The sequence below is a fragment of the Streptomyces sp. NPDC002536 genome (genome assembly GCF_053594995.1).
This window is the reverse complement of sequence record NZ_JBSFWU010000019.1, coordinates 74,056-86,711: the sequence shown is the minus strand read 5'-3', so window position 1 is coordinate 86,711 and position 12,656 is coordinate 74,056. Positions and strand designations below refer to the sequence as shown.

Below are 12,656 nucleotides of genomic sequence, written 5' to 3'. Positions count from 1 at the left end.
CGTGATCACTACTTTACCGGATTTCCCCCGCGACTCCTAATCGGAGTCCGTTCCGGAATTCGGGCACGCCGAAATCCATCCCGTTCAAGGGCCGTGCAGGTAGTGAATGCCGCCAAGTGGCGTGAGGTGCCGCCTCGGAACCGTGTCGGCTCCGTGGCAACTCGGAGAACACTACGCATCGGGCACACCCGTGTCAACCCGAGCTTGCACCTGCCCCGTTCGCCCCTCCCCGCTCCCTCTCCCCGTCCCCTCAGTCCAGGTCCTGGAGCCGTCCGCCCGCGTCCGGCTGGGTGGTCTCGACCCGGCGGAGCAGGCGGGTGAGCATCTCCCCGAGCCGGCCGCGCTCCTCGCCGGAGAGGTCCTGGAGCAGCTCCTCCTCGAAGACAGTCGCCATGCGCATGGCCTCCAGCCACTTGGAGCGGCCCTCTTCCGTGAGGCCGACGATGACGCGGACCCGGTTGCTCTCGTCGCGTTCGCGGGTGACGAGGCCTTCCGCCACCATCCGGTCGATGCGGTGGGTCATCGCGGCGGGGGTGAGCCCCAGCCGCTTGGCCAGGTCGCCGGGGCCCAGGCGGTAGGGGGTGCCGGCGAGGACGAGGGCCTTGAGGACCTCCCACTCGGCGTTGCTGATGCCGAGCTCGGCGGTCTGACGCCCGTAGGCGACGTTCATGCGCCGGTTGAGGCGGCTGAGCGCCGAGACGACCTTCTCCACCTGGGGATCGAGGTCCTGGAACTCGCGCTGGTACGCGGCGATCTGCTCTTCGATGCTCGGCTCGGCCGAGCCAGGTGTATCGGGCATCCCCGCAGTATGGCACGACAGATTCGCGTTAAAGCCCTTCTACATGTACTCTTTAGCTTCGAACTTTACTGTTGAAGTCTTCAGGCCTGGACTGTCTGTCTCCGGCCTTCCACCTAGGGGGTGAGTGTGACCACCGCGATGGGCGCAGCACTGCGTCGGATCCAGCTGGGCAACGCGCTGAGCGCGTTCGGCAACGGCTTCACGATTCCGTTCCTGTTCATCTATGTGTCTCAGGTGCGGAATCTCGGTGCGAGCACGGCGGGCGTCGTGCTCGCGACCTTCGCCGTGGCCGCTCTTGTCGTGCTGCCCTTCACCGGCCGGGTGATCGACCGCCGGGGTCCGCTGCCTGTTGCCGTCGCGGGTGGTGTCGTCGCCGCCATGGGGTCTCTGGGGCTGGGGCTTGCGGACAGCAAGGTGCTGGTCGTCGCCGCTGCGGCGGCGCTGGGCTCCGGTATGGCCGTGATCCAGCCGTCGCTGGCCACGATGATCGTGTGGTGCTCGACGACGGCCACCCGTTCCCGTGCGTTCGCGATGCAGTTCTTCATGAACAACCTCGGTCTGGGCATCGGCGGTCTGCTCGGCGGGCAGCTCGTGGATACCTCGGACCCGTCGAGCTTCGTCCGGCTGTTTGCGATCGAGTCCGCGATGTTCCTGGTGCTCGGCGCGACGGTGGCGACCGTGCGGCTGCCGAAGGCGCCCAGGGTCGACGACGCCGTGCCGACCGGCCGGGACGAGCAGGACGGCGCGAGCGGCTGGCGGACCCTGCTGGGCGACCGGGCCATGGTGCAGCTGTCGGTGCTCGGCTTCGTGATGTTCTTCGCCTGCTACGGCCAGTTCGAGTCGGGTCTCGCGGCGTTCGCCGTCGAGGTCACGCGGATCTCGCCCGCGACGCTCGGCATGGCCCTCGCGGCGAACACGGCGGCGATCGTGCTGGCGCAGTTCGTCGTCCTGAAGCTGGTCGAGCGGCGGCGGCGCAGCCGGGTGATCGCGCTGGTCGGACTGATCTGGACCGTGGCGTGGCTCGCGGCCGGGGTGTCCGGGCTCGTCCCGGGGGCGCACGGGGTGGCGACGGCGCTGCTGATCTCCACGTACGCGCTCTTCGGTATCGGCGAGTCCATGCTCTCCCCGACGCTGGCGCCGCTGGTGGCCGACCTGGCTCCGGCGCGGATGGTGGGGCAGTACAACTCCGCCTTCGCCCTGGTGAAGCAGCTGGCTCTGGCGATCGGTCCGGCAGCAGGCGGTCTGATCGCCGGTGCGGGGATGTACGCGGCGTACATCGTGATGCTGGTCGTGTGCTCGCTCGGGATCTCGGTACTGGCGCTGCAGCTGGGCCGCCGGCTCACGGCCGCGCAGGACAACCCCGTGCGCGCCGCGGTCGTGCGGCGCTCGGTGCCGACCGAGAGCGCGGACGACCGGGTGCCCGTATCCGTCTGACCTGTCTGACCGGCCGGTGGACGCCTGGACCCACTCTTCTGAGATGCCTGTGGCCCGGAAACGTGACGTTTCCGGGCCACAGGCATCTCGTCGTGCGGAACGCTCAAGGCGCCTGCCCCGAGGGCAGCGCGAACTCGCACCAGACCGCCTTGCCGCCGCCCGGTGTGCGCCGTGATCCCCACGACGAGGCGATGGTCGCGATGATCGAGATGCCGCGGCCGGCCTCGTCGGCGGGCTCCGCGCGGCGGCGGCGCGGCAGGTGGTCGTCGCCGTCGGTGACCTCGATGATCAGGCGGCGGTCGGTGCGGCGCAGCCTGAGCCGCATGGGGGGCGTGCCGTGCTGGAGGGAGTTGGCGACGAGCTCGCTGGCCGCCAGGACGCCCAGGTCGCGCAGTTCGTTGGGGAAGCGCCAGCTGGCGAGCACGCCGGAGGCGAAGGCGCGGGCGCGCGGTGCTGCTTCGATGCCGCCGAGGAGTTCGAGTGCGGCGTTGTGGAAGAGCTCGGCGTCGTGGCCGGTGCGGGCGGGGTGCTGGAGGACGAGGACGGCGACGTCGTCGTCGTGCTCGGCGGTGACGCCGAGGGTGCGGATCAGGCGGTCGCACATGACCTGGGGTGATCCGGTGGCGCCGGCGAAGGCGCGCTCCAGCGCGGCGACGCCGTCGTAGATGTCCTCACCGCGCCGCTCGACGAGACCGTCCGTATAGAGGACAGCGCTGGAGCCGGGCACGAGCGGCACCGTGCCGGAGGTGTGCAGCCAGCCGCCGGTGCCGAGCGGGGGACCGGTGGGTTCGGCGGCGCGGCGGACCGTTCCGTCGGGGTCGCGGACGAGGATGGGCAGGTGGCCCGCGGAGGCGTAGACGAGGCGGCCCTCGTTGGGGTCGTGGACGGCGTAGACGCAGGTGGCGATCTGGGTGGCGTCGATCTCGGTGGCGAGGCCGTCGAGGAGCTGGAGGACCTCGTGGGGCGGGAGGTCGAGGCGGGCATAGGCCCGTACGGCCGTGCGGAGCTGGCCCATGACGGCGGCGGCGCGGACGCCGCGGCCCATGACATCGCCGATGACGAGGGCGGTGCGGCCGGCGCCGAGGGTGATGACGTCGTACCAGTCGCCGCCGACGGCGGTGTCCTTGCCGCCGGGCTGGTAGGTGGCGGCGACGCGGAGGTCGTCGGGCTGTTCGAGCTCCTGGGGGAGCAGGCTGCGCTGGAGGGTGACGGCGGCCTCGCGCTGGCGGCGCTCGCTGGCGCGCAGCCGCTCGACTGCCTCGACCTGGTCGGTGACGTCGGCGGCGAAGACGAGGACGCCGGAGCTGCCGGGCTCGCTGCCGTCGGCGACCCGGATCGGGGAGCAGGTGAAGGTGTAGTAGCCGTGCCGGGCGTCGGCCGTGGTGACGCGGCGGGACTTGACCGTGCGGGGCTTGCCGCTGCGCAGGACCTGGTCCATGAGCGGGAGCAGGCCGAGCTCCTGGAACTCGGGGAGGGCCTCGCGGGCGGGGACGCCGGGGGTGCGGGGGCCGAAGAGCGCGGCGTAGGCGTCGTTCACATAGGCGATGCGGTGGTCGGGGCCGTGGACGACGGCGACGAGAGCGGGGACCTTGCCGAGGATGTCGTGGACGGACAGTCCGTCGAGCGCGGGGACGGGGGCTGCGCCGGGCTCACTGCCGGGCCGGGGCGGGCTCTCGGCGCGGGCGGCGGGGACGGAGCCGCTCGTGCCGCCCGCGGCGGGCGCGGGCTGTGGGGACGTGGCGGAGGTGCGTTCGGCGCGCGCCGCTGCCCGGCGCTGTGTTCCGGGGAGCCGGGCGCTCCAGCGGGTGAAGTTCACTGAGGATTACCTCGCGGAGTCGTTCCGGATCAGCTCGGCGACGTGGGGCGGCTGAGCCGCGTGCCCGGCTCGGGGCCGCGGTCGGCGGTGCGGGGGCCGGGCCCCTGGGGAGTGCAGCAAACGTCCGAAACCTCATGATTGTTACTCTTCGCAAGCACGAACCCACCCATGGTCACACGTCCAGTGTGGCCGACGGGACCGACATCCGTCAGACGCTGGGCCACGCGGAGGAGTTCCGTGCTCCTGCCGCCGCTTGTCACCTGCTTCAACTCGCCTCCGGGTGGCGTCCGGTGCCTGCCGCGAGTTCGAATTCGGCACGGGGGTGTTCCAGCGAGCCGAGCGAGACGATCTCACGTTTGAACAGTCCGGCGAGGGACCATTCGGCGAGGATGCGCGCCTTGCGGTTGACGGTGGGGACGCGGCTGAGGTGGTAGGCGCGGTGCATGAACCAGGCGGGATAGCCCTTGAGCTTCTTCCCGTAGACCTGCGCGACGCCTTTGTGGAGTCCGAGCGAGGCGACGGAGCCGGCGTTCCGGTGGCGGTACTCCTGGAGGGGCTTGCCGCGCAGAGCGGCGAGGACGTTGCCGGCGAGGACCCTGGCCTGGCGGACGGCGTGCTGGGCGTTGGGGGCGCACTCGGTGCCGGGCCGTTCGGCCGTGAGGTCGGGGACGGCGGCCGCGTCCCCGGCCGACCAGGCGTGCTCGACGCCTTCGACCCGCAGCTCGGCCGTGCACTTGAGCCGTCCGCGCTCGGTGAGCGGCAGGCCGGCGGCGGCGAGGACCGGGTGCGGTTTGACGCCGGCGGTCCACACGAGCGTGCGGGTGGGCAGGCGCGAGCCGTCGCTGAGGACGGCGATGCGGTTCTCGCAGGAGTCGAGGCGGGTGCCGAGACGGACGTCGATGTTGCGGCCGCGGAGCTCGCGGACGGCGTAGCGGCCCAGCTCCGCGCCGACTTCGGGCAGGATCCGGTCCGTTGCCTCGACGAGGACGAACTTCAGGTCGTCGGGGCGGAGGTTGTGGTAGTAACGCGCGGCGTAGCGGGCCATGTCCTCCAGCTCGGCGAGGGCCTCCACGCCCGCGTAGCCGCCGCCGACGAAGACGAAGGTGAGGGCGGCGTCGCGGACCTGGGGGTCGCGGGTGGAGGAGGCGATGTCCATCTGTTCGAGGACGTGGTTGCGCAGGCCGATGGCCTCCTCGACGGTCTTGAAGCCGATGCCGTGGTCGGCGAGGCCGGGGACGGGGAGGGCGCGGGAGACGGAGCCGGGGGCGAGGACGAGTTCGTCGTAGGGGATGTCGACCGTGCCGGTGCCCTCCTCCTCGGCGGCGAGGGTCCTGACGGTCGCGGTGCGCCCGGTGTGGTCGACGGCCGTGACCTCGCCGACGACGATCCGGCAGTCGCCCAGCGTGCGGCGCAGGGGGACGACGACGTGCCGGGGCGAGATGGACCCGGCGGCGGCCTCGGGGAGGAAGGGCTGGTAGGTCATGTACGGATCGGTGTTGACCACCAGGATCTCGGCCTCGCCGCGTCTGGCCTCCCGTTGGAGGCGCAGTGCGGTGTACAGGCCCACGTAGCCGCCGCCGACCACCAGAATGCGCGCCGGTTCCTTCGCCAAGGCTGCCCCTTCATGGTCCTCTTCGTGGCCCCCGCGCCCTGCACTCTCCCCCGCACCCCCTCTCATGACGCACCCTCGGCCGGGGTTTGTCCACAGGCTCCGCGAAATGTACGACTGCCGCCGGAGCTGATCCCTCCGTGCGAACGGCCTGCTGAGCGCATACGTATGCGCAGGTCAGAGGGGTTCGGACGGGGCGTCGGGGGTGTGCGGAAGCGGAGCAGACCGGGCCCGTACTCCAATCGGGGACGGGCTGTGCGGAACTACCCCCTTCTTTCTTGACCGGGGCTCAACTATGTTCGTACTCCGTCGGGGTGTCGAGACGCGCCCCGACAGTCAGGGCGGGGAGTCTCCGGGGGGAGACGTCATAACCGGGGGAACGTATGCACATTCAGAGCTCTCATTGGTCTGCGTCCGCTGCTGTCGCGACGCCTGACGGTACTTCCGGGCGCAACACGCCGCTGCGTGTGGACGCCCAGCGCAATCTCGAGCATGTCCTGCGCGCGGCTCGCGAGGTCTTCGGCGAGCTGGGGTACGGGGCGCCGATGGAGGACGTGGCGCGCCGGGCCCGGGTCGGTGTGGGGACGGTGTACCGCCGGTTCCCGAGCAAGGACGTCCTGGTCCGGCGGATAGCCGAGGAGGAGACGGCACGGCTGACCGAGCAGGCGCGGACGGCGCTGGGGCAGGAGGACGAGCCGTGGTCGGCGCTGTCCCGGTTCCTGCGCACGTCGGTGGCGTCGGGCGCGGGCCGGCTGCTTCCGCCGCAGGTCCTGCGGGTCGGAGTGGACGTCGAGTCCGAGGAGGCCCGGGCGGGCCAGGAGCGGCTCCAGCCGCACGTGCAGCCCGGCGCACCGGAGCGGCCGGTGCACGCCCCGCAGTTCGCGGTGCAGTCGGCCGCGGACCGGGCGCGGGTGCCGCAGCAGCGGCAGCCGGGAGTCACCGGCGGCCAGCTGCACGAACTGCGGCTGGTCGAACAGCGGCCGTCCGCGGCCGAGGAGCGGAGCGACGCAGGCGCGGCGGCCCTGCTGGATGTCGTCGGACGGCTGGTGGAGCGGGCCCGCTCCGCCGGTGAACTGCGCCCCGATGTGACGGTGGCGGACGTCCTGCTGGTGATAGCCACGGCGGCGCCCTCGCTGCCGGATGCGGCGCAGCAGGCGGCGGCGTCCTCGCGACTGCTGGACATCCTGCTCGAGGGGCTCCGCTCGCGTCCCGTGGCGTGACCGCGCGCGTACCTGCGCCGGTTGCGCTCTGAGGAGTTGCACTCGGAAGAGGGGAAGGCCGCTCGCCGGTCTTCCCCGAACGAGTGAGCACTTGGGCTCTCGTGTACGAGTGATGCTCGGACGAGTGGTTGCTGTTCCGGCTCTGTCGCAAATGCACCCCTGTGTGCCAGTCTTACCCGGAGTACGGGTGTGCAGGCGTGTACAGGAGCCTCCGCTATGGGAGTTGACGGGCGGGAAGAACGGCGCGGGAGAGACGGGGCGGACGAGCCGCCTGATGCTCATGCGCCCGGACGTCGGGGACAGCGGGCTCATGTGCCCGGCCAGGGCCGGGCGTTGCCGCCCGGGTCCTCTGGTGCTCCGGAGTCCGTCTCCTCTCCCCCGGCGCTGCCTCCCGGGCCGTCGGCGGACGGTCCGTCCGCTGCCGCCGCGGAAGTTCCGCAGCAGCGCGACGGTGCGGAGGTGCCGCCGTCGGACCTGGAGCTGGTCGCGCAGATGCGCAGCGGCGAGGGCACGGCGTACGAGGAGTTGTACCGGCGCCATGCCGATGCGGTCCGCCGCTACGCCAGGACGTGCTGCCGTGACGAGCACACCGCGGAGGACCTCACCCATGAGGTCTTCGCCCGCACCCTGCAGGCCGTGCAGGGCGGGGCGGGCCCGGAGACGGCGGTCCGCGCGTATCTGCTGACCACCGTGCGCCGGGTCGCGGCGGCCTGGTCGCGGACGGTCAAGCGGGAGCAACTGGTCGAGGATTTCGCGGTCTTCGCCTCGTCCGCCGAGCGCAGGCCCAGCGCCGACGACGAGGACACGCTCGACCTGGGCGCGGACGTACGGGCGATGCAGGAGGCCGAGGAGTCGCTGGCCGTGCAGGCGTTCCGCAGCCTGCCGGAGCGGTGGCAGACGGTGTTGTGGCACACCACCGTGGAGGAGGAGTCGCCGAGCGAGGTGGCTCCGCTGCTGGGGCTGTCGGCCAATGCGACGGCCGTCCTCGCGCTCCGCGCCCGCGAGGGTCTCAAACAGGCCTATCTGCAGGCCCATGTGAGCACCTCGCTCACCTCCGGCGGTGACTGCGCGCAGTACGCCGACCGGCTCGGCGCCTACGCGCGGGGCCGGCTGCGGACGCGGGCCGAGCGCGGCATGCGCAGGCACCTGGAGAGCTGTGCCCGGTGCCGCACGGCCGCGCTGGAGGTCGCCGACGTCAACGCGCGGCTGCGGTCGCTGCTGCCGGTGGCGGTCGTCGGCTGGTTCGCGGCGGGGTATTCGCTCAAGGCCGCTGCGGGGCTCGCGGCAGGTGCAGCAAGTGCAGCCGGTGCGGCGGGCGCCGCGGCGTCGGCCTCGGCGGCCGGCGGAAGCAGCGCGGGATCGGGCGCGGGTTCGGGGGGCGGGGCGGCGGCCTCGCTCAAGCTCGGCATCGCGGTCGGGGCCGTGCTCACCGCGGGCGGTGTGATGGCGTACGCGCTGGTGGGCGGTTCGCCCGCGCCGGCGGAGAGTCCGCGCGCCGTCAGGGCGGCGACGGCCGCTCCGGCGACGCCGGTTCCCGAGTCGGAGCCGCCGCTGTCGCCGGCGCCGAGCCCGACGTGGGGATCCGTGGCGATGGCGCGCCCGGTGCGCCCGTCGTCGACGGCGACGTCGAGGCCCTCGCCGCGGGCCGAGCGGGCGAGTGCCGCGGCGTCGGCCACGCCCCGTGCGACGCCGAGGGCCACGCCGTCGGCCTCGCTGCTGCGTCCCACGCCGTCCCCGACGCCCTCGCCCTCCCTCGGGCCCGTCTCGCCGCCCGCCGGGCTCCCGGTGGTCTACCGGCTCGACGAGCTGACGTACGAGGACATCGGTGACGGTGCCAAGCCGGAGATCCGGCTCGCCGACAGCGACTGGCTCTGGCAGCGCCAGGGCCTGCGGGTCGGCGGCAGGGAGTACCGCGACGGGGCGAGCGTGCACGCGGACTCGTCGGTCGCCGTCGACCTGAACCGCTCCTGCCGGACGTTCGACGCGGTGGCGGGCGTGGACGACATGTCGATGGGATTCGGTGCGGTCAGGTTCTCCGTGTACGCGGACGGCGAGCGCCTGTGGAACTCCGGGGTGGTCCGGGGCGGGGATCCGGGCGTTCCGGTGCGTGTCCCGCTGGCCGGCCGCCGGACGCTGCGTCTGACGGCCGAGCCGGTGTCCGCCCCGGACCGGGCCGCCGTGGCGGACTGGGCGCTGGGGAGGCTGACGTGCGACTGAAAGCGGTTCTGCGCCCCGTCAGGGGCGCGGGGAACTGCGCGACCAGCCACAGACGGCCCGCAGCCGCAGTACCGCCCTTCCAGCGGAGCGTAAGCGCTTACGCCGCCCAGTGCCCCGGCCGCGCCAGCCCGCCCGGCAGCTTCGTCGTCGCGTCGCCCTTGGCCGCGTTCAGCTGCGGCTGGGTGAGGAAGAAGCTCCCGGTCAGGTCCGCACCGGAGAGGTTCGCGTCGCGCAGGTCCGCCCCGATGAGGTCGGCGCTGCGCAGGTCCGCGCCCGTGAGGTCCGCGGCGATGAGGTAGGCGCCGCGCAGGTTGACGCCGCGGAGATCGGCGCCCTTCAGGCGGGCGCCCATGAGGTCCGCTCCGCGGTGGTTCTTCGCCTTCCGGCCCACGGCTCCCCGCACCAGCTCGCTGGTGCGCAGTAGAAGCACGTTGACGTCCTGCCGGTGGGCTGCAACGTCCAGCTCGCGCAGTGCTTCGGTGCTCTGCGCGGCGAGCCGCTCGGTCGCGGCGAGCAGCTTGCGGAGGTCGGCATGCACGGGCCGGGCCGCCGGAAGCGTCAGTGCTTCCGTCAGGTACCAGAGCAGCTCGTGCAGCTGCCGTACGACGGGGAAGACCGCGAACATCTGCTCCGCGGTCGCCCGGTCCTGCCGCCAGTCGCGTCCGCCGAAGGTGTTCTGGGAGACCTTCTGGCCCGCGCCGAAGCAGTCGTAGACGGTGCAGCCGGAGAAGCCCTTGTCCCGGAGACGGGCGTGGATGCCGCAGCTGAAGTCCGTCTGCAGGTTGGAGCACGGCTTGCCCGCGTCCTTGGTGACCGCGAAGTCGGCGGACGCGGCGAACGGCAGCGCGACGCAGCACAGTCCGAAGCAGTTGCTGCAGTCCCCCTGCAGGACGGCGAGCGCGGTCCGGTCGGCTTCGGGCGCCGCCCCGTGGTCGGGACGCTGGTCCGTACGCTGGTCCGCACGTTCCCGGAAACGTTTCTCCGGACGCTCCGGACGTTCCGAGCGCCCCGGGCGCTTCCCGCCCCGCTTCGCCGGACGCTCCGGACGTTTCTCCGCACGCCTCTCGGACACTGTTCCCGTTCCTGTCCCTGTTCCCCGTGAATCCCCGGCCGGCCGGCGGCCGCACTCTCCATTCTGGGACCGGCGTCAAATCCCCGGCCTCGGGGTCACCGTCACCCCGCTCGCCACGGCGCGCTGCCGGGACGCGGACGGGCCCGTCCAGCAGGTGCCGCGGCGCGCGAGCAGGCGGCGCAGCCACAGCTCCGTGGAGACCAGGTCGGCGAGGCCGTCCAGGGGCAGCGCCTCCCCGCCCGCCGCCCCGCGCAGCGCACCCCGGACGACGCGGGCCTCGACCAGTCCCGCGTCCGCGAGGAGCGGGGTGTCGAAGAGGGCGAGCAGCGTGCTGAGGGAGGTGTGGAGGCCGGCGCGCACGGCTGCGGCGTGGGACGCGTGGGAGGTGGCGCCCCAGCCGGACGGCAGATCCCGGATGCCGGCACCGGCCAGGACCGCGCGCAGGACCGAGGCGCGCGCCCCGGGCTGCACCCGGAGCGCCTCGGGGAGCGCACGGCAGGCCCGTACGACCTGGTTGTCGAGGAAGGGGGTGTGCAGCCGCTGGCCGCGGATCTCCGTGGCCTGTTCGAAGATGCGGTGGTCCGCCGCGTAGCGGGCGAGTGCGGCTGCGGCGCGCCGTTCGCCGGGGCGTTGCTGCAGTGCTGCGGGCCGGACGGCCGCGCCGTGCAGACGAACCGATACTTCGGCGAGGGCCTCGCCGGTCAGCCAGCGTGCGGCCGGTCCCGGGCGGACCCACGTGAGTGCGGCGAGCGAGGCGTCGACGGCTCCCGGCGCCCCGCCGCCCGGGCCCGCCGCTCCCGTCGGCCGGAGCAGCCGTGCTGCTGCCTCCTCCAGTCCTTCCCGGTGCGTCGTCCGCGCGAGTCGCCGTGTTGCCCGGTAGACCGTGAAGGGGACGAAGAGCGAGTGTGCGGAGGGGCCGTCGGCGCGGGCCAGTGCCGAGACCGGCCGGAGCAGATGACGCCTGCGGCGGTCCATCAACAGGTCGGCCAGACGAGCCGGATGAGCGTCAAGTACTTGTCGTGCGCCGTGCCCGACGAAGTGATCCGCGCTGCCGGCGGCCAGCCGTCGGCGGTGGCGTTCGGCGGTGACGAGCGAGGGGCCGGGCTCATCGGTCAGCGGGCCGCGGTCGAGGTCGGAGTACGGGAGGGCCTCGGCGCCGGCGGCGACGACCACATGGTGCAGCCGTGGGTTCGCGGCGAGCGCGCGGGCGCGTTCGAGCTCGGCTTCGCGGGTGCGGACGGGGCCGCCGGCCAGGTCGTTGAAGGTGACGGCCAGGAGGCGTTCGCCCGTGCCGCTGCCGTGCCCGAGCGGGGTGCCGGGGATGCCGGGCAGCCCGGCGGCGAGCAGGGCGAGCGTCGCAGAGGCGCTGCCGCCGGAGAGGTCGGCACCGATACCGGGGGCCGGGCCGCTGCCGCGCGCGGTGCGCCGGAAGGTCGGTCCCATGCCGGGTACGGGCCCGGGGTCGCGGTCCCCGAAGGGGTGGACGGGGGCGTGCCGCGGGGCGGCGAACCGGGCCCGTACGGCCTCGACGAGGGCGTCCCGCACGCCCGACACGGCCTGCTCGGCGCCGAGTTGGGGGGCGGCGACGGCGAGCGAGGCCTGGGGTTCATAGCCGGTGATGTCCCGTGCGCCGTCGCGCAGCACGAGCGCGTGCCCCGGGGGCACGCGCCGCACGCCCGCGTAGGGAGTGCCGTCGCCGAGCGCCTCCGGGGCATCGGGGCAGGCGAGCAGTGCGGCGAGGTGCCCGATGTCGAGCTGGGCCTCGACCAGGTCGGCGAGCGGGAGCGCGGCGGTGGCGTAGGCGGTGCCGCCGGCCCAGGAGGTGTGGAAGACGGGCCGGGCACCGGCCAGGTCGCCGACGACGGTCAGACGGCGGCCGACCTGGGCGACGGCCGTGTAACTGCCGGGCCAGGCGGTCAGATGCCGCAGGGCGCCACCGCGGGCGGCGAGCAGTCCGCTGCGCAGGGCGTCGTCGCTCGCGCCGCACCGGCCGAGCACGGCGAGGCGGGTGAGGGAGGCCCCGGCGTGGACGACCCGGATCTCGTCGGGCCGCCAGTCGCCGACGGCCCACAGCGGAGCCGGTCCGTCCCACAGGAGTTGGGCGCCCACGGGCTGCACCGGCCCTGCCTCGGTCTCGTGCGGCGCGGCCCCGGTCCCTGCCCCGGAGGCGGTGCAGCTCCACCCCACCAACCAGCGCATTGCCGCCTCCACAGGCTGTGGACAACCAACAGGTAGCAGTCATCATGCACAGCGAAGCGGCGGTTTCGACATCCGGAAGACGACACGAAGACGACACCTGGACGCACCTGGGAATGCAGTGCGGCACCCAACTCGCCTGAAAGCGGGGTGAAGTGCCGTACCGTCACAGCCGTGCACGGGCCATGCTGCCACGGGAAGGGACCGCGCCCCGCACTCGTACGCGCGTGTCCTCGAACGCCCGCTGCGGTCGGATCCGGCCAAAATCGGGCCGTCCGCTTATCGGGGATTCA

General features: G+C 73.2%; 8 protein-coding genes. 3 read left to right on the top strand and 5 right to left on the bottom strand.

Going from position 1 to position 12,656, the window contains the following annotated elements:
- Positions 1 to 250: 250 nt before the first annotated feature.
- Entirely contained in the window at positions 251 to 799 is a 549-nt protein-coding gene (locus ACWD4B_RS10125) for a MarR family transcriptional regulator (protein WP_336416983.1), read from the bottom strand.
- A gap of 126 nt (positions 800 to 925) precedes the next feature.
- Here ACWD4B_RS10125 and ACWD4B_RS10120 point away from each other — a divergent pair, with 126 nt between their 5' ends.
- Positions 926 to 2,233 (top strand): MFS transporter, encoded by a 1,308-nt coding sequence (locus ACWD4B_RS10120; RefSeq protein WP_451420313.1) that lies wholly within the window; start codon positions 926 to 928, stop codon positions 2,231 to 2,233.
- Positions 2,234 to 2,336: 103 nt separating this feature from the next.
- Here the strand turns inward: ACWD4B_RS10120 and ACWD4B_RS10115 are convergent, their stop codons facing one another.
- Together ACWD4B_RS10115 and ACWD4B_RS10110 are read right to left on the bottom strand one after the other, a co-directional pair.
- On the bottom strand, positions 2,337 to 4,049 hold the full coding sequence (locus ACWD4B_RS10115) for an ATP-binding SpoIIE family protein phosphatase (RefSeq protein ID WP_451420309.1): 1,713 nt from the start codon (positions 4,047 to 4,049) through the stop codon (positions 2,337 to 2,339).
- A 265-nt stretch (positions 4,050 to 4,314) separates the two neighbouring features.
- Positions 4,315 to 5,661: an NAD(P)/FAD-dependent oxidoreductase gene (locus ACWD4B_RS10110; protein ID WP_451420308.1), complete on the bottom strand. Its 1,347-nt coding sequence runs from the start codon at positions 5,659 to 5,661 to the stop codon at positions 4,315 to 4,317.
- Between the two features lie 380 nt (positions 5,662 to 6,041).
- On the opposite strand from ACWD4B_RS10110, the gene ACWD4B_RS10105 reads away from it, so the two are divergent.
- Both ACWD4B_RS10105 and ACWD4B_RS10100 read left to right on the top strand, forming a co-directional pair.
- Positions 6,042 to 6,878 (top strand): TetR/AcrR family transcriptional regulator, encoded by an 837-nt coding sequence (locus ACWD4B_RS10105; protein ID WP_451420307.1) that lies wholly within the window; start codon positions 6,042 to 6,044, stop codon positions 6,876 to 6,878.
- A 216-nt stretch (positions 6,879 to 7,094) separates the two neighbouring features.
- Positions 7,095 to 9,095: a sigma-70 family RNA polymerase sigma factor gene (locus ACWD4B_RS10100; protein ID WP_451420306.1), complete on the top strand. Its 2,001-nt coding sequence runs from the start codon at positions 7,095 to 7,097 to the stop codon at positions 9,093 to 9,095.
- Between the two features lie 97 nt (positions 9,096 to 9,192).
- Here ACWD4B_RS10100 and ACWD4B_RS10095 read toward each other — a convergent pair whose 3' ends face one another.
- Both ACWD4B_RS10095 and ACWD4B_RS10090 read right to left on the bottom strand, forming a co-directional pair.
- On the bottom strand, positions 9,193 to 9,984 hold the full coding sequence (locus ACWD4B_RS10095; RefSeq protein ID WP_451420312.1) for a pentapeptide repeat-containing protein: 792 nt from the start codon (positions 9,982 to 9,984) through the stop codon (positions 9,193 to 9,195).
- Between the two features lie 258 nt (positions 9,985 to 10,242).
- The gene (locus ACWD4B_RS10090; RefSeq protein ID WP_451420305.1) at positions 10,243 to 12,366 is read right to left on the bottom strand and encodes an asparagine synthase-related protein; all 2,124 of its coding nucleotides are present in this window, start codon (positions 12,364 to 12,366) and stop codon (positions 10,243 to 10,245) included.
- Between the last annotated feature and the right edge of the window lie 290 nt (positions 12,367 to 12,656).

Excerpts from the sequence above, each read along its gene's own strand:
- ACWD4B_RS10100 (WP_451420306.1), top strand. The coding sequence starts at position 7,095 with ATGGGAGTTGACGGGCGGGAAGAACGGCGCGGGAGAGACGGGGCGGAC.
- ACWD4B_RS10125 (WP_336416983.1), bottom strand. The coding sequence starts at position 799 with ATGCCCGATACACCTGGCTCGGCCGAGCCGAGCATCGAAGAGCAGATC.
- ACWD4B_RS10090 (WP_451420305.1), bottom strand. The coding sequence starts at position 12,366 with ATGCGCTGGTTGGTGGGGTGGAGCTGCACCGCCTCCGGGGCAGGGACC.
- ACWD4B_RS10105 (WP_451420307.1), top strand. The coding sequence starts at position 6,042 with ATGCACATTCAGAGCTCTCATTGGTCTGCGTCCGCTGCTGTCGCGACG.